General features: G+C 74.8%; 16 protein-coding genes. 1 reads left to right on the top strand and 15 read right to left on the bottom strand.

The window, feature by feature from the left end:
• Window positions 1–3: 3 nt before the first annotated feature.
• From ACZ7BZ_RS09270 to ACZ7BZ_RS09310, 9 genes are all read right to left on the bottom strand, one after another.
• Entirely contained in the window at window positions 4–642 is a 639-nt protein-coding gene (locus ACZ7BZ_RS09270) for an alkaline shock response membrane anchor protein AmaP (protein WP_470357816.1), read from the bottom strand.
• Complete coding sequence (locus ACZ7BZ_RS09275; protein WP_470357817.1) at window positions 639–1,271, bottom strand: DUF6286 domain-containing protein; 633 nt, start codon at window positions 1,269–1,271, stop codon at window positions 639–641. The genes ACZ7BZ_RS09270 and ACZ7BZ_RS09275 overlap by 4 nt, the downstream gene beginning before the upstream one ends.
• Window positions 1,268–1,621, bottom strand: coding sequence for an Asp23/Gls24 family envelope stress response protein (locus ACZ7BZ_RS09280; RefSeq protein WP_470357818.1), 354 nt, complete (start codon window positions 1,619–1,621; stop codon window positions 1,268–1,270). The genes ACZ7BZ_RS09275 and ACZ7BZ_RS09280 overlap by 4 nt, the downstream gene beginning before the upstream one ends.
• Window positions 1,621–1,812: a hypothetical protein gene (locus ACZ7BZ_RS09285; RefSeq protein WP_380412872.1), complete on the bottom strand. Its 192-nt coding sequence runs from the start codon at window positions 1,810–1,812 to the stop codon at window positions 1,621–1,623. Before ACZ7BZ_RS09285 ends, ACZ7BZ_RS09280 begins: the two co-directional genes overlap by 1 nt.
• Before the next feature lie 66 nt (window positions 1,813–1,878).
• Window positions 1,879–2,385 (bottom strand): Asp23/Gls24 family envelope stress response protein, encoded by a 507-nt coding sequence (locus tag ACZ7BZ_RS09290; RefSeq protein ID WP_470358025.1) that lies wholly within the window; start codon window positions 2,383–2,385, stop codon window positions 1,879–1,881.
• Window positions 2,386–2,571: 186 nt separating this feature from the next.
• Complete coding sequence (locus ACZ7BZ_RS09295; protein ID WP_470357819.1) at window positions 2,572–3,378, bottom strand: enoyl-CoA hydratase/isomerase family protein; 807 nt, start codon at window positions 3,376–3,378, stop codon at window positions 2,572–2,574.
• Between the two features lie 231 nt (window positions 3,379–3,609).
• Window positions 3,610–3,843, bottom strand: a complete 234-nt coding sequence (locus ACZ7BZ_RS09300; protein WP_030059940.1) for a helix-turn-helix domain-containing protein — start codon at window positions 3,841–3,843, stop codon at window positions 3,610–3,612.
• 327 nt (window positions 3,844–4,170) lie between these two features.
• Window positions 4,171–5,769 carry an ABC-F family ATP-binding cassette domain-containing protein gene (locus tag ACZ7BZ_RS09305; protein WP_380457650.1) on the bottom strand — a complete coding sequence of 533 codons (1,599 nt, stop codon included), beginning with the start codon at window positions 5,767–5,769 and terminating at the stop codon, window positions 4,171–4,173.
• 206 nt (window positions 5,770–5,975) lie between these two features.
• A complete protein-coding gene (locus ACZ7BZ_RS09310) occupies window positions 5,976–6,989 on the bottom strand; it encodes a PQQ-binding-like beta-propeller repeat protein (RefSeq protein WP_380457648.1) in 1,014 nt (337 codons plus the stop codon).
• A 368-nt stretch (window positions 6,990–7,357) separates the two neighbouring features.
• Between ACZ7BZ_RS09310 and ACZ7BZ_RS09315 the strand changes: the two genes are divergently transcribed.
• Window positions 7,358–8,554 carry a glycoside hydrolase family 26 protein gene (locus ACZ7BZ_RS09315; protein WP_470357820.1) on the top strand — a complete coding sequence of 399 codons (1,197 nt, stop codon included), beginning with the start codon at window positions 7,358–7,360 and terminating at the stop codon, window positions 8,552–8,554.
• A 21-nt stretch (window positions 8,555–8,575) separates the two neighbouring features.
• On the opposite strand, the gene ACZ7BZ_RS09320 is transcribed toward ACZ7BZ_RS09315, so the two are convergent.
• The 6 genes from ACZ7BZ_RS09320 to ACZ7BZ_RS09345 are packed head-to-tail and all read right to left on the bottom strand — an operon-like array spanning window position 8,576 to window position 15,669.
• Window positions 8,576–9,736 carry a GNAT family N-acetyltransferase gene (locus tag ACZ7BZ_RS09320; protein WP_470357821.1) on the bottom strand — a complete coding sequence of 387 codons (1,161 nt, stop codon included), beginning with the start codon at window positions 9,734–9,736 and terminating at the stop codon, window positions 8,576–8,578.
• Window positions 9,733–10,644 carry a Wzz/FepE/Etk N-terminal domain-containing protein gene (locus tag ACZ7BZ_RS09325; protein WP_470357822.1) on the bottom strand — a complete coding sequence of 304 codons (912 nt, stop codon included), beginning with the start codon at window positions 10,642–10,644 and terminating at the stop codon, window positions 9,733–9,735. The genes ACZ7BZ_RS09320 and ACZ7BZ_RS09325 overlap by 4 nt, the downstream gene beginning before the upstream one ends.
• Window positions 10,645–10,690: 46 nt before the next feature.
• Window positions 10,691–11,806 carry a glycosyltransferase gene (locus ACZ7BZ_RS09330; RefSeq protein WP_470357823.1) on the bottom strand — a complete coding sequence of 372 codons (1,116 nt, stop codon included), beginning with the start codon at window positions 11,804–11,806 and terminating at the stop codon, window positions 10,691–10,693.
• A complete protein-coding gene (locus ACZ7BZ_RS09335) occupies window positions 11,803–12,654 on the bottom strand; it encodes a polysaccharide deacetylase family protein (RefSeq protein WP_470357824.1) in 852 nt (283 codons plus the stop codon). The genes ACZ7BZ_RS09330 and ACZ7BZ_RS09335 overlap by 4 nt, the downstream gene beginning before the upstream one ends.
• Window positions 12,644–14,383: a lipid II flippase MurJ gene (locus ACZ7BZ_RS09340; RefSeq protein ID WP_470357825.1), complete on the bottom strand. Its 1,740-nt coding sequence runs from the start codon at window positions 14,381–14,383 to the stop codon at window positions 12,644–12,646. The genes ACZ7BZ_RS09335 and ACZ7BZ_RS09340 overlap by 11 nt, the downstream gene beginning before the upstream one ends.
• Window positions 14,380–15,669, bottom strand: a complete 1,290-nt coding sequence (locus tag ACZ7BZ_RS09345) for an O-antigen ligase family protein (RefSeq protein ID WP_470357826.1) — start codon at window positions 15,667–15,669, stop codon at window positions 14,380–14,382. Before ACZ7BZ_RS09345 ends, ACZ7BZ_RS09340 begins: the two co-directional genes overlap by 4 nt.
• Window positions 15,670–15,724 lie beyond the last annotated feature (55 nt).

The raw sequence follows: 15,724 nt of genomic DNA on the forward strand, positions 1-15,724 counted from the left end.
CCCCTACTCCAGCCGACGACGCTCCCGCCGGCCGCGGCGCCGCCGCCCGGCGGGGGCCTCCTGCAGCACCCGGATCCGCAGGTCGGCGGGCAGCTCCGCCAGTCCCAGGCTCCGTACGGCGTCCGCCCGCGGCCCGTCCTCGAAGTGCTGCACCAGCCCGACTGGGTCCCCGCCCGGTGTCAGCCGCACGGCGCCGCGCAGCCGCGGATGCCCGGGTGCCCGCACCAGCCGCACCCCGGCCCGCTCGACCTCCGGCAGCACCGCCGTGCCCTGCTCCAGTGCCTCCTCCAGCGCCCGCGAGTTCACCCGCATCCGGAGTCCGCCCACCCCGGGCGTGGGCACCGCGATGTGGGCCAGCCCGGTCCGCCGCAGCTGGGCCACCAGCCACCAGGCCATCCCGAGGACCAGCACCGAGAGCCCGCCGATCACCGTCGGCCACCACCACGAGGAGCCGACCCAGCGCCCCCGGGAGCGCGCACTGACCACCGGCTGGTCCGGGGAGGTCAGCGGCCACCAGCCCGGCGGGTGGACCCCGATCCGCCGGTACAGGTCCAGCCCGCCCGCCAGCACCAGCACCCCGACGCCCAGGAGCACCGCGCCCACCAGCCCCAGCAGCACCCGGTTGACGACCGTCCGCCTCATTCCGAAGCCTCCCCCGCCCGTTCCGGCCCACCGCCGGCCACCGCGCCGTCCGCCACCACACCGGCCGACCCCCGCCAGGACCGCACGTCCAGCCGCAGCGGCCGAGCCAGCCCGACTCGCACCAGTTCCTCCCGCAGCTGCCGCTGCACCGCCGCCGGATCCACCGGCCCGTTCACCGACACCCGTACCCGCCGCCGCCCGACCCGGATCCGCAGCCGGTCGACGCCGTCCAGCCCGGCGGCCCGGTCCGCCAGCAGGTGCCCGATCCCGGCCCGCTCGATCGCCGCTGCCGTCCCCCCGTACGGCCGCAGCACCAGCCACCGCCGCAGCCCGGGCGCGAACGCCAGCCACAGCAGCCACCCCCCGGCGAGGGCCGACACCCCGGCCCCCACCAGCACCCACAGGTCGTCCAGGTGCCGCGTGGCCAGCTCGTCGGCGATCTGCGCCCGCCACTGCCGGGCCGGCTGCCCGGCCCGCACCGCGACCGTGTCGTACAGCAGCGCTCCGGCCACCACCAGCACCACCGTGGCGACCAGCGCCGCCGTGGCCGCGCGCCCCGCCCGCAGCCGAGGCACCTTGCCCGGCCGCTCGGCCGCCACCGGTCCGGGGGCCTCCAGGTCCGTACTCACCACGCTCCCCCGGCGACCAACTTCTCGACCAGCACGACCACTTCGGACACCTTCGTCCCGGTAAGCCCGACCACCTGCGCCGCCACCCGGTCCCGAACGCCCCGGGCGAGGCCCGCGAGGTCGGCGGGGAAGGGCAGCTCGACGGCCACCCGGACGGTCACGGTGCTGCCCGGCCGGGCCACCGACACCCGGGGGGGAGCCCCCTTCACCGGCCGTCCGGCCCAGGCCTGGGCGAGCACCTCCCGGGCCGCCTGCGCGGCGATCCGCTCGTACACCCGGTCGGCGACCCGCAACCGCCCCCGGCGCGCGGCACTGGGGGCAGGGGCGGGGGCCGGGACGACGGCCCCCATCAGCGCCGCCGGTCGCGGCCGCGGAGCAGGTCCCCGAGGTCGCCGAGGTCGATGTCACCCTCCAGCAGTCGCCCTGCCACGAAGCCGACCAGTCCGAGCGCCGCCACCAGCAGGAACGCCGCGAACCCGCCGAAGTACCCGGCGAAGCCGAGGGCCATGCCCACCACCAGGCCGACGATGGCCAGGTTCATCCGCTACTCCCTCGTCCTCCGCCGGAAGCCGGCGCCGAAAGCCCCGGGCGGCCCCGCGGCCGGGTGCTACTTGAGCTTGGGCCGCTGCCCCGGTGCCGGCACCGGTTCCTCTTCCTCCTCGAACTCCGGTTCGTCCGGGAGGTGGACGTCGTTGACCGCGATGTTGACCTCGACGACCTCCAGGCCGGTCATCCGCTCGACCGCGTCGATGATGTTCTCCCGCACCTGGCGGGCGAGTTCGGGGATCACCACGCCGTACTCGACCACCAGGGCGATGTCGATGGCGGTCTGCTTCTCGCCGACCTCGGCCTTGATCCCGCGCCCGACGCTGGACTTGCCGCCGGGCACCCGGTCCCGCATCGCGCCGAAGGTACGGGCCAGGCCGGAGCCCAGCGCGTGGATGCCGGTGACCTCGCGGGCGGCCATCCCGGCGATCTTCTCCACCACGCCCACCGCCAGCGCCGTACGGCCGCGCTCGGAGGGCGGCCGGCCGCCCTCCCCGCCCGCGCCGGAGGCGGGCCTGGCACCGGTGTGCGGGCCGGGCGTCGGCGGACCGCCGGGGTTCTTGTGCATGGTCGCGGGCGTCGGAGTGTCAGGCATGGGGCGCATCTCCCTCGTAGCGGCTCCAGCTATATCGCAAACCTCCCCAACTCTGGCATTTCGCCACGGACCCCGCCCGCCGAGCGCACCCACGGGAACGCCGGAGGCCCGACCCCGGGGCTTTCCCCTGGGCCGGGCCTCCGGGCGGAGACGCGGAGGTCAGTCGCCGATACCGGCGAGTTCCCGCAGCCGTCGGGCCTGGGCCGCCCGTTCGGCCGAACGCTGCTCGTCGTACGACCGTCCGGAGGCTCCCTGCAGCAGTGCCTTGGTCTCGATCACGGCCCCGCGCGGCGCGGCCAGCAGCGCGGCGGCGAGGTCCCGGGCGGCGGCGTCCAGCTCGGCGCCGGGCACGGCCAGGTTGGCCAGCCCGGTCGCGACGGCTTCCTCCGCACCGACCCAGCGGCCGGTCGCGCAGATCTCCAGCGCCCGGGCGTAGCCGACGAGTTCGACCAGCGGCTTGGTTCCGGCCAGGTCGGGGACGAGCCCGAGCGAGGTCTCCTTCATCGCGAACTGCACGTCGTCGGCGACCACCCGCAGGTCGCAGCCGAGGGCGAGCTGGAAGCCCGCGCCGACGGCATGGCCCTGGACGACGGCGATGGTGACCAGGTCGGCACGGCGCCACCAGGTGAAGGCCTCCTGGTAGGCGGCGATGGCGTCGTCCAGCTCCTGGTCGGCGGAGCCGGCCAGCTGCAGGAAGGTGGGCTCACCGGGGATGCCCTCGGGGGTGAACATGGCCCGGTCCAGTCCGGCCGAGAAGGACACCCCTTCGGCGCGCAGCAGCACGACCCGCACGGTGCCGGGCAGCTCACGGCCGACCTGGGCGAGGGCGCGCCAGAGCGCGGGCGACTGGGCGTTGCGCCGCTTGGGCTGACAGAGGGTGACGACGGCGAGCTCGCCGTCGATCTCCAGCCGGACGCCGTCCCGCTCCCAGCTCGGGGCCTGCGGGTCGATGGCGGGGGCGGTCATGCGGGAACCTCCGGTGGCGGGGGACGTGGCTACCGGAGAGTAACAAACCTGGGCGCGGACGGGCAGGGCCCCGGCCCGGAAAGATCGGAACCGGCGCGGGGGCCCCGGTCCGGACATGACGATCGGCGGCCGGTCCGCTCGACCCGAGGGCGGACGCCCAGCTGCGGTCAGCTGTCGTCTCCTCGGCCGGCGCCCTGCCGCCGCGCCATCCAGCTCAGAGCTGACGGACCGTCAGGAACCGGCTCCGGCAGTCGCCTTGTTCTTGCCCCGCGTGGCACCACCGCGGCCCCGGAGGATCACTCCGGACTCGCTCAGCATCCGGTGCACGAAGCCGTACGAACGACCGGTCTCCTCCGCGAGAGCGCGAATGCTCGCCCCGGAGTCGTACTTCTTCTTGAGATCGGCCGCGAGCTTCTCACGCGCGGCACCGGTCACCCGGCTGCCCTTTTTCAGAGTCTCGGCCACCCGTGCCTCCTCGTAGCGTTGCTCGGTCAGATTCCCATGATCACCCATCCACCGCGTCCTGGCCACCCATTCGACAAGGTCGATGTCGCAAATGCGTGGTCCTGCGGTGGTGATCCGAGCGCACCAGGGCGCTCACGCAGAGTGCACGCCCCCGGGCGGATGCCGCCGGATGCCGAGAAAGAGCTGATCAGCAGCGTCGGCCCGACCACGATCAAGTGGCGGGCCGACGGGAAGTGCTTAAACGGAATCCGGGTCTTCTTCATTCCCGGACACGCCGAAAGGACTAGATTTTCTGGTCCGAAAAGCGGAGGCGGCGTCTACTTCCGGTCAGGCCAACGAGACCAGATCGGCGTACGACGGGTTCCACAGGTCCTCGACCCCGTCCGGCAGCAGGATGATCCGCTCCGGGTCGAGCGCCTCGACCGCGCCCTCGTCGTGGGTGACCAGCACGACCGCGCCGGAGAACTCGCGCAGCGCGCCCAGGATCTCCTCGCGGCTGGCCGGGTCGAGGTTGTTGGTGGGCTCGTCCAGCAGCAGCACGTTGGCGGAGGAGACCACCAGGGTGGCCAGGGCCAGTCGGGTCTTCTCACCACCGGAGAGCACCCCGGCCGGCTTGTCCACGTCGTCGCCGGAGAACAGGAAGGACCCGAGGATCTTGCGGATCTGGACGAGGTCGGTGTCCGGCGCGGCCGAGCGCATGTTCTCCAGGACGCTGCGGTCCGGGTCGAGCGTCTCGTGCTCCTGGGCGTAGTAGCCGATCTTCAGGCCGTGGCCCGGGATCACCTCGCCGGTGTCCGGCGCCTCCACCCCGGCCAGCATCCGCAGCAGGGTGGTCTTGCCGGCACCGTTGAAGCCCAGCACGACGACCCGGGAGCCCCGGTCGATCGCCAGGTCGACGTCGGTGAAGATCTCCAGCGAGCCGTAGGACTTGGACAGGCCGCTGGCCGTCAGCGGGGTCTTGCCGCAGGGGGCCGGGTCCGGGAAGCGCAGCTTGGCGACCTTGTCGTTCATCCGGACCTGCTCCAGCCCGGAGAGCAGCTTGTCGGCGCGGCGGGCCATGTTCTGCGCCGCGACCGTCTTGGTGGCCTTGGCGCGCATCTTGTCGGCCTGGGCGTTCAGGGTGGCGGCCTTCTTCTCGGCGTTCGCCCGCTCGCGCTTGCGGCGCTTCTCGTCGTCCTCGCGCTGCTGCTGGTACTGCTTCCAGCCCATGTTGTAGACGTCGATCGCGGAGCGGTTGGCGTCCAGGTAGAAGACCTTGTTGACGACCGTCTCGACCAGGTCGACGTCGTGCGAGATGACGATGAAGCCGCCCCGGTACGTCTTCAGGAAGTCCCGCAGCCAGACGATCGAGTCCGCGTCCAGGTGGTTGGTGGGCTCGTCGAGCAGCAGCACGTCGGAGTCCGAGAACAGGATCCGGGCGAGCTCGACGCGGCGGCGCTGACCGCCGGAGAGGGTGTGCAGCGGCTGCCCGAGGATGCGGTCCGGCAGTCCCAGCGCGGCGGCGATGGTGGCGGCCTCGGCCTCGGCGGCGTACCCGCCCTTGGTGAGGAACTCGGTCTCCAGGCGCGCGTACTTCTTCATCGCGTTGTCCCGGGTGGCGCCCTTGCCGTTGGCCATCCGCTCCTCGTTCTCGCGCATCTTCTTCAGCACGGTGTCGAGGCCGCGGGCGGAGAGGATGCGGTCCTTGGCGAGGACGTCCAGGTCGCCGGTGCGCGGGTCCTGCGGGAGGTAGCCGACCTCGCCGGAACGGGTGACGGTACCGGCGGCGGGCAGTCCCTCGCCGGCCAGCACCTTGGTGAGCGTGGTCTTGCCGGCGCCGTTGCGCCCGACCAGACCGATCCGGTCGCCGGCGGCGACCTTGAAGTTCGCGGATTCGATCAGGATCCGGGCACCGGCGCGCAGCTCTAGGGCGTTGGCGGAAATCATGGCTGGAACTACTCCTGGGACGTGGGCGGGCGGCCGGGTACGGGCCCGGGCGGGAAGCGGGAACGGGGCTTCATCGGCGGTCGGCGCGGTGGAACTCGGCGCCGCCGCCCGCTATTGCCCGGAGAAGATAGCCATGGCGGCCAGTCTACCGGGCCACGCGGAACGCCCCGGGGGCGTACCGCCCTGGGGTACCCGCGGTCCCTCCGCTACTGCTGGGGCGCCGTCTGGTCGCCCGCGGAGGCCGTCGCGGCCGTCTGGGCGGCCGGGTCCACCGGGGCGGCGGGGGCCGTCGTCGGACTCGCCGACGGGTCGGTGCAGCCGTCCTTCGGCCGGACAGCCGCGAACGGCGCGTCCGGGTTGGCGCAGGCCGTCTCGGGTGCGGCCGCCTTCGTGTCGAAGACCTTGGGCGGCACGATCGGGCCGTCGGCGATCTCCACCCGGCTGTTGTCCAGCACCTTCACCGTGGCCGTCGGCCCGGTGATCATCGACCAGCCGTTGCTGTCCAGCCGGTAGCCGGTGATGCCGCCGGAGACGGGCACCCCGCTGCCGTTGGTGCAGGTGCGCGGGATGAGCACGGCGTAGCCCGTGTGCACGGTGCGCAGCGGGTCGAAGAGGCAGCCGTTGGACGGCCGGTCGTTGTACCGCAGGTCGCCGTCGACGTCACGCAGGCCCATGGTCAGGCTGGGCGTCACCACGGCCAGCCAGGGCGAGCCGTCCCGCTGGACGGTGTGCAGCGCGGCCGCGGCCCGCTGGACGGCGGTCTCCTTGCGCTGGGCGTCGGTGCGCTTGTCCGCGCCCGGCTCGCCGTCGGCGCGCAGGTAGTCCGCGAGGCCCGGCACGGCGCGGTGCCAGCGCACCTCGTGGTCGCCCGGGCGCACCGAGGTGACCAGGCCGTCGTCCCAGACCACGATCGCGTTGTCCCCGGCCATCGCCAGGTAGAGCGCCTCGGCGCCCTCCCGGCGGTACGACCAGGCCCGCTCGCCGGTCTGCTTGTGGTACGCCTCCAGGCCGGGGCCGACCACCTTGAGGTCCAGGTCGGCCGAGCTGACCGACTGCGAGTTCACCGGCGTCGCCTCCGCGTCGCCCGGCCCCGCCACCCGGTCGCCGAACGGCACCGGCTTGTTCGCGTGCGCCGCCGCACCGGCCGCAAGGACCAGCATCACCGCCAGGGCAGGCAGGATCGACCGGGGGGTGAGTACGCGCGGCGGCTTCCAGGACACGGCCGGAGCGTACCTTTCGCCGGCCGCGCGAGTCAGCCCGGAATCGCCGCCCGGGAGTCCCGGCCGTCGCACGCCGGACGGTGCGCGTCCGTCCCGTACGCCCGCCCGCCCACCTGCGCCGTCGGCCCCCCGGCCGATCGGCGGAGCCCTCTGCGAGGGGCGCCGTCAGCCCCGCCGGACCGTTACAGAGCTGATACACGGGGCCGGGCCGGACGGGTGTTGCGGCAGACGGCGTTCGAATATCGCCCACTTTAGGGTGACATTCGGCTTCTCCCTCTCCTGCCGGGCCTACTGTCGGCGAGCGTGGCGCGACCGTCCGTCGACGTCGTCACCGCCCGCCCCGCTCCCGCGACGTCCGAGGAGAGACCATGCGCATCGGCCGCCTGACGCTGGCCGCCGCCGCTCTGCTGCTGATGGCCACGGCCAGCGTCCCGGCCGGGACGCCGCTCAGCCAGACCGACCGGCACAGCCTCTCCTCTGACGCCTTCGAGCCGCGCGGCGCGGCCCCCCGCCCGCCCGTCCAGCGGCCCCAGCACGAGCCCCCGTTCGGCGCCTTCGTCGGCTCCTGGGACGACTACATCCCGCAGATCGGCAAGTACGCCCAGTGGCTGGGCAACGCCAACCTGCAGGTCGGCCACACCTACCTGGCCGGCAACGGCTGGGCGGACATCGAGGGCGAGCCGGTGGTGCTCGGCCTGTGGTCGCAGTGGCGGCTGGCCGACCCGTCCAGGCAGCTGGTGCTCGGGGTGCCGATGCTGGTGCCCAACGAGGCGAACGTGCCGGACGGCGAGGTCGCCAAGCTGCTCGGCCAGGGCACGCGCGGGGACTTCGACAGCCACTTCCTCCGACTCGCCCGCCGGCTGGTGGCGCTCGGCGGCGCGGACACCGTGATCACCCTCGGCTGGGAGATGAACGGCGTCACCTACACCCACCGCTGCAAGCCCGACCCGACGGCGTGGAAGGCGTACTGGCGCCGGATCGTCGGGGTGATGCGCTCGGTGCCCGGGCAGCGGTTCCGCTTCGACTTCACCCCCAACCGGGGCCTGGACGCCATCCCGTGGACCAAGTGCTACCCCGGCGATGACGTGGTCGACATCATCGGCATGGACAGCTACGACCAGCCGGCCGGGAGCACCTTCGACGACTACGTGCGCGAGCCGTACGGCCTCCAGGACCAGGTGGAGTTCGCGGCCAAGCGCGGCAAGCCGGTCTCGTACCCGGAGTGGGGGCTGTTCCGCAACGGCGACAATCCCGAGTTCGTCCGGCGGATGGTCGACTGGATGCGCACCCACGACACCGCCTACCAGACCGTCACCGACTACTGCCCGCACGGCTTCTTCCAGTGCCGGAGCAATCCGCGCTCGGCGGCGGCGTTCAAGCAGCTGATGGCCGGTTCGGCGGGGGCGCCGACGGCAGTGCCGACGGTGCCCCCGGCCCCGATCGTGCCGGTGGTACCGGTGGTGCCGAGCGTCCCCGCCGTACCGGCCCCGCCCGGCGCGACGGCGAGCCCCTCGGCCGGTACGTCGCCCGCCCCGTCCGCGACCGGCACCCCGTCACGGCGCTGACCGCCGGGCCACGACCGGGCGTCAGGCCCGGCGGCGGGCCAGCAGGGCCTCCTTGAGCCGGGGGAAGCGGGTGCGCAGCTGGTGCGCCGCCGCCTGCCTGGCCACCACCACGCCGGCCCGGGCGGCGGCCGCCGGGGCCGCACCCGCCGGGCCCAGCAGCAGGCGCTGGTTGGGCAGCCGGTCCGGCCGCCAGCGCTGCTTGTACGGTTCCTGGCCGCGCAGCAGGCCGAGCACCGGGATGCCCGCGCCGACCGTCTCGTCCAGGGCGGCACTGAACAGCAGCCCGGCGATGTCCAGCCGCTCGCGCAGCACCGGGTGCGCGCCGTACAGGTACAGCCCGCCGAAGGAGGGGCAGAGCAACAGCAGGTTGACCGCGACCAACTCGCCGTCCAGGTGGAACTGGTGGACGGCCGCCCGGCCGGTGGCGACCAGGCCGGTGGTGGACTCGGTCAGGTGCCGGGCGAAGCGCTCGGTGCGGTGCTCGGCGGTGACCCCGCGCTCCTGCCACTGCAGGAAGTGCAGCCGCAGCAGCCCCTCCAGCGCGGCCGGCACCTCGTCCACCGGCGTGCTGCGGACCCGCACCCCGGCCTCGGCGATCTTGCGCAGCTTCACCCGGCTGCGCTGGGCGGTCTTGCCGGGCACCCGCTTGAGCAGCCGCTCCATCGGCACGGCCGGGAGGTACTGGCAGAGCGAGTCCTGGTAGCGGCGGCGGGCCCCGCGCCAGTGCTCGTACACCCGCTGGACCGCCGCCTCGGGGTGCACCTCGCGCAGCTCCAGCCAGTGCCAGGGGCGGGTCAGCGGGAGGGCTGCGGCGAACTCGGCGGCGGCCCGGTCGGCGCAGTCGTCGTCCAGCAGGACGTCGCCGTAGTCGACCAGCCCGGCCCCGAGGCCGGTGAGGCCGCCGAACGGGCCGCCGCGCCGCATGAACGCGCCGGCGCCGACCAGCCGGCCGTCCCGGCGGACCAGCACCAGCACCAGCGCGCCGGGGCGGCCGTAGTGGCGCCACCAGGAGCACTGCCAGGCGGCGGCCTGGAAGAAGGTGGCGGTGCGGCACCGGGCGGCCAGCTCGTCCCACTCCTCGGCGACGGCGTCCAGGGCGTCGTCCTCGCGCCGCAGCTCGGTGGTCCAGACGGGCGCGGCCGACTGGGCCGGGAGGCCGGCGGCGCGGGCCTCGGTGCTCATCGTCCGCTCCCGGCGGCGCTCTTCTCCTTGGTCGGGGGCTTGGACTCGGCCCCGGTCCCGGCCTTCGGGTCGGCCTTCGCGTCGCTCTTCGGCTCGGCCTTCGCGTCGCTCTTCGGCTCGGCCTTCGCGTCCGTCTTCGGCTCGGTCTTCGGGCCTGTCTTCGGCTCGGCCGTCGCACCGGCCTTCGGCTCGCTCTTCGGCCGCGCCTTGCCGCCCGGCTCCTCGCTGCGCGGGCGGGGCGTGGCCGGGGCCACGCACGCCACGCTCGCCGCGGTCTCCACGGCGGCCTCGGCCCCGCTCGGCCCGCTCGGTTCGGGCGCCGCCGCCACCGGCAAAGCCGCGGTCTCCGCGCCGCCGCGCCGGCGGGTCATCAGCACCAGCGACCCGAGCAGCAGCCCGGCCGCGGCACCGACCGCGACGTCCAGCTTGGCGGAGGGCGTGGTCGGCTTGTCCGGCTCGGCGGCCGGGGCCAGCGTCACCAGCCGGACGTTGGTGTCCTTGCTGCTGGTGTTGGCGAAGGCGACCAGCGAACGGGCCACCGCGTCGGCGGTCTGGGCGGCCTCCTGGGCGCGCCGGCCGGTCCCGGTGATCTCGATCATCGGGGCGTCCGGGGAGGTCGTCCCGGCCACCTGGGCCTCCAGCTCGGACCGGGTGCGGCCGGTCTCGGCGGCCGCGACCGCGAGCACCTGCGGCTGGCCCGCGAGCCGCCCGTACGCCTGGGCGAAGTTGGTCGCGGTCGACGCCTCCCCCGGGTTCTGCGGCACCACGAGGACGTAGGCGCTGGCGGAGTACGAGGGGTGCGAGACGACGGCGTACCCGGCGCCGGCCGCGGCGCCCAGCGGCACCGCGAGCGCCACCGGCCACCAGCGGCGGACCAGGTGGCGGGCGCTTCGGCGCGGTGTGGTCATGGGTGTGGCTCCTTGGGTCTGGTACGGCGGTTCCGGCGGCGGGCGGTCAGACGCGGGCCAGCCGGTCGTAGAGGGCGCCCAGGTCGGCGGCGACCCGGGCGATGTCGTAGTGGCCGACGGCCGGGGGGTGCGGCAGCGGGTCGGCGGTGTGGCCGCTCAGCTGTCGCAGGTCGCGCAGCGCGGCGGCGTACGCGGCGGGCTCGGAGGGGATCCGGCGGGCCTGCGGGGCGGCGCTGGGCGGAAGTTCGTCCAGCGCCGGGCAGGCGCTGTGCCGCACCGGCAGCCCGGCCGCGAGACCCTCCAGCACGCCGAGGCCGAAGGTCTCCGCGGTGGACGGCGCGGCCAGCACGTCCATGGCGGCCAGCAGGTCGGGGACGTCGTCGCGCTCGCCGGTGAGCACCAGCCGTTGCCGGAGGCCGAGTTCGGCCGCCCGGCGCTCCAGTCCGGCCCGCTCGGGGCCCTCGCCGACCAGCATCAGCCTGGTCCCCCGGTCGAGGTCGACGAGCGCCTCCAGTAGCACCTCGAAGCGCTTGCCGGGAACCAGCCGGCCGACCCCGCCGACCACCCAACTGCCTTCCGGCAGGCCGAGTTCGGCCCGGATCCGGCGGCGGGCGGCGGCCCGCTCGGCGGGCGGGCGGCGGTAGCCGGCGGTGTCGATGCCGTTGGGGATCAGCTCGATCCGGGCCGGCGGGACACCCCAGGAGCGCAGGGTCTGGGAGACCTGTCGGGAGACCGCGACGGTGGTGCTGCCGAGCCGTTCGGCCGCCAGGTAGAGGCCCTTGACACCCCGGGTGACCGGCCGGCCCTCGATCACCCCGGCGTGCAGCGAGTGCTCGGTGGAGACCACCGCGCGCACCCCGGCGAGCCGCGCGGCCAGCCGACCGTACAGCTGCGCCCGGTAGAGGTGGGTGTGCACCAGGTCGTAGCGGCCGGCCCGGACCAGCCGGACCAGCCGGGGCAGCGCCCCGAGGTCCCGGTTGCCGCGCATGCCGAGGTGGTGGACGGTCACGCCGTCGGCGCGCAGCGCGTCGGCGACCGTGCCGGGGTTGGTCAGCGCGAGCACCTCGCAGCGCTGGTGCGGCGGCAGGTGGCGCAGCAGCAGGTGGAGTTGGCGCTCGGCCCCGCCGGAGGCGAGCCCGGTGACGATGTGCAGCACCTTCACGGCCGACGCTCCCTGCGGCTGCGCTGCAGTTCGGTGACGGCGTCCCGCAACCGGTGCCGGCCCTTCTTGGCACGCAGCCGCCAGGCGCCGTCCCGGTCTCCGACGTAGCAGCGGGGCAGGGCGTAGCGGCCGGTGAGCGGGGAGTGGGCGATGGCGCAGGCGTAGTCGTACCCGGCGTCGCGCACGGCGGCGGTGGCGGGCAGGTCGACGGCGCCGTACGGGTAGCAGAAGCCGGTGACCGGGCCGCCGACGACCTCCTCCAGCAGGCGCCGACTCTCCCGGGTCTGCACCGCGAGGGCCTCGGCGGGCAGGCCGGGCAGCGCCTGATGACCGAGGCCGTGCGAGCCGATCTCCCAACCTGCGGAGGCGAGTTCGGTGACCTCCTCGACGGTGAGCAGCTTCTTGCGCGGACCCTCGGTGTCCCAGCCGTTGTCCTGGCCGAGGAGGTCGGCGACCACGTAGGCGGTGGCGGTGAAGCCGTACGCCTGCAGAATCGGTACGGCGTACCGGGCGAAGTCCGCGTAGCCGTCGTCGAAGGTGAGGCCGACCAGCTTGTCGTCCCGCCCCTGGGCGCGGGCCCGCATCAGCTCGCGGACCGAGACGCCGCGCCGGCCGCGCCGGTGCAGCCAGGCGATCTGTTCGGCGAACCGCTCGGGGCTGACGGTGAGTTGGTACGGGTCCTCCTTCTCCACCGCCACCGAGTGGTACATCAGGATCCACGGCGAGGAGGACCCGGGCAGCGCGGGTCCGCCGGCCGGGCGGCGACTCCTGGGCAGTCGTGCCCGGTCGGGCGGGGCGTTGGTGACCCCCGCCTGGGCTGAACGGACGATTCCCCGTTCACTGTCCATGGGGAAACTTCCCTTCATCGGCGACGGTTGACGGGCGCGGACGCCCGGTGCGGCCCACAGCCTTGGCTGCGGCGAGGACCGGGCCGCGCACCTCGTGGGCACCGAGCCCGGTGCCCAGGGCGGCGAAGACCAGCGCCACGGTGAGGCCCCCGGAGAGGGTCGAGAGCAGCGGATCGGCGGCCAGGTCGGCGGCGGCGGCGCCCAGCACGGTGGCCCCGGCGGCGGCGCCGACCAGCCGGCCGTGGCCGCCGAGCACCTGGCGCAGCCGCAGCGGGATGCCGCGCAGCACCAGGCCGCGCAGCAGCAGTGCGGCGGTGGTGGTGATCCCGGTCGCGTTGCCGGCGGCCAGGCCGAGGGCGCCGAAGCGCGGTGTGGCGAGCAGTCCGACGGTGACGGTCACTCCGAGGCCGAGCAGCATCGCGGCGACCGGGTACCAGTCCAGCAGCCGGCGCCCGCCGTCCTCGGTGCGCGGGTCGTCGGCCCGGCGGACCACCGGCCGCAGCGAGAAGTAGGGGCGGATCATCACGCCGATCAGCGCCTGGGCGGGCAGGCCGAAGCTGTACACCCGGATGACGGCGGCGGTGGCGGCGGTGTCGCCGGGGCCGAAGGCACCGCGCTGGAACAGCAGCGAGACCGTCGAGGGCGCGCAGGCCATCAGAAAGGCGGTGCCGAGCAGGACGACCGCCGCGGCCTGGCCGAGGTCCTTCTCGACCCGGTCGCGGGCGGCGGTGAGGTCCCCGGCCGCGAGCGCCCGGGCCACCAGCGGGAAGGTGACGGTGCAGATCAGGATGCCCGCCGTCATGGCGAGTTGGGAGACCTTGGCGGCGTAGTTGAGGTGCGAGATGGTCCCGGGCGGCAGCGCCGAGCCGAGGTAGCGCTCGACGAACACCTGGGACTGCCGGGTCAGGGTGAAGGCCGCCACCGGCAGCAGCGCCAGCGGCATCAGCACCAGCGTGTTGCGGCTGCGCCGGCTGCGGCCGGTGGCGGTCCGGCCGGACCGCAGGTACCGCAGGAACGGGCCGACCAGCAGACCGGCCATCAGCAGGCTGCCGAGCGCCACGCCCAGGGCGGCGGAGCGGACGCCGAGGAGGCCGTGGAAGCCGAACAGCAGGGCCAGGATGCCCAGGTTGTAGGCGACGTAGATGCCGGCCGGGGCGGTGAAGCTGTGGTGGGCGCGCAGGGCGGCGGCCAGGTAGCCGGCCACCCCGAAGGGCAGCACGGTGACCGCGGTGATCCGGGTGCAGGCCACGGCCAGGCCCGGGTCGGGCAGCCCGGGGGCGAGCACCTCGACCAGCTGGGGCGCGCCCAGGGCGGCGGCCAGGGCGAGCCCGCTGAGGGCGAGCAGCAGCCAGGGCAGGGTGGCACGGACCAGGTGGCGGACCGGGTCGGGGGCGTCCGGGTCCTCCTCGCGCAGCACCAGGGCGAGGGCGAAGGCGGGCACCATGAGGAAGGACATGGCGTCCTCGATCAGCAGCGGTGCGGCCGTCTCCGGGACGGTCCAGGCGACCAGGAAGGCGTCGGTGCCCTGGCTGGCGCCGAAGTAGCGGGCCAGCAGGAGGTCGCGCAGCAGGCCGAGGCCGGAGCCGGCCGCGCTGAGCACGGCGGTGATGCCGAAGGCCTTGGCGAGGAAGCCGCGCCGGGGCGCCGGGTCCGGTCCGGGGGCCTGGACGGGAGCGCTGCGCGGGGCCGGGAGGGGCGAGGCGAGGGCGGCGGGCCGGTCGGTGGTCACAGGGCCGTCGCCCGCCCGTCGGCGGCGGCACCGGCGGGCCCGGTCGGCTCGGGGCGGGCCGCCCCCTGGGCGGCGGCCCGGGCGGCCAGGCCCAGGACGACGGAGGTCAGCACGGTGGTGGTGCCGCCGATGTCGGCGTACAGGAAGTCGACCAGCACCCAGGTGAGCAGGGCGAGGGCGGCCAGGGTGGTGCCGCGGCGGTTGCGCAGGCAGCCGAGCAGCAGGCCGAGGAAGAGCGCGGCGTAGGCGGTGATGCCGATCAGGCCCTGCTCGCTGAGCACCAGGAAGTACATGTTGTGCGGAGAGAGCAGCGGTTCGCGCTGGAAGCCGATGGTGGAGTCGGCGGCGTCGCTGCCGGAGGACAGCCGCAGCGGGGCGTGGCTGTCGCGCAGCTTGGGGAAGGCCTTCGGTCCGGCGCCGTGGACGGGGTGGTCCTGCCAGATCCGCCCGGCGGTGGACCACAGGTCGTAGCGGTCGGAGACGGACTGGTCGGGCGCGGCGGAGACCGATCCGATCGAGCTGAGCCGCTCGGTGACGCCGGAGGCGCCCAGGCCGAGGCCGCCGACCAGGACGACCGCGGCGGCCAGGCCCAGGACGGCGCTGCGGACCAGCAGCCGGGCGTCGGCGCGCAGCAGCAGCACGGTGGCGGCGGCGCCGGTGGCGATCCAGCTGCCGCGGCTGAAGGAGACGGCGAGCGGGAAGGCGAGGAAGGCGGCGGCGGCGAACATCGCCCGGCGGAGGCGGACGCTGCCGCCGGGACCGCGTTCGCCGAGGGCCAGGGCGAGGGCGGCGAGCAGCCCGTAGCCGACCACGGTGGACATCGCCATGATGTCCAGCGCGCCGAAGGTGCCGACGGCCCGGATCGGCTGGCCGGTGTAGGAGGCGCCGGTGCGGGTGAGGTACTGGTTCGCGCCGACCACGCCCTGGATCAGCGCGGCGAGCACGAAGGAGCCGAGGACGAGCCGCTGGTCGGTGCGGTCGCGCAGCGAGCAGAGCACGGCGGCCGGCACCAGGACGAACACCTGGGTGAGCCGGACGAAGCCGGTGATGCTGGTGGTCGGGTCGATGGAGCCGGCCGTCGCGACGGCGGCGGCGACCACGATGCCGCCGAACAGCGCGCAGGTGGTGCGGGTGATCGCGGGCAGCCGTCCGCGCAGCAGGTTGAGCGCGGTGAGGGCGACCAGCGCGAGCGAGGCGACGTCGGCGGCGGTGACGTGGACGGCCGCGGTGACGTCCTTCTCCCCCGTGGGCACGCAGACCAGCAGCACGGTGGCCGCGGCCAGCACGCTGGGCCGGTCCGCGAGGGCGGGCAGGGCCCGCCGTAATACCGGCCGCGGAAGG

This window comes from Kitasatospora sp. NPDC036934 (assembly GCF_055608425.1).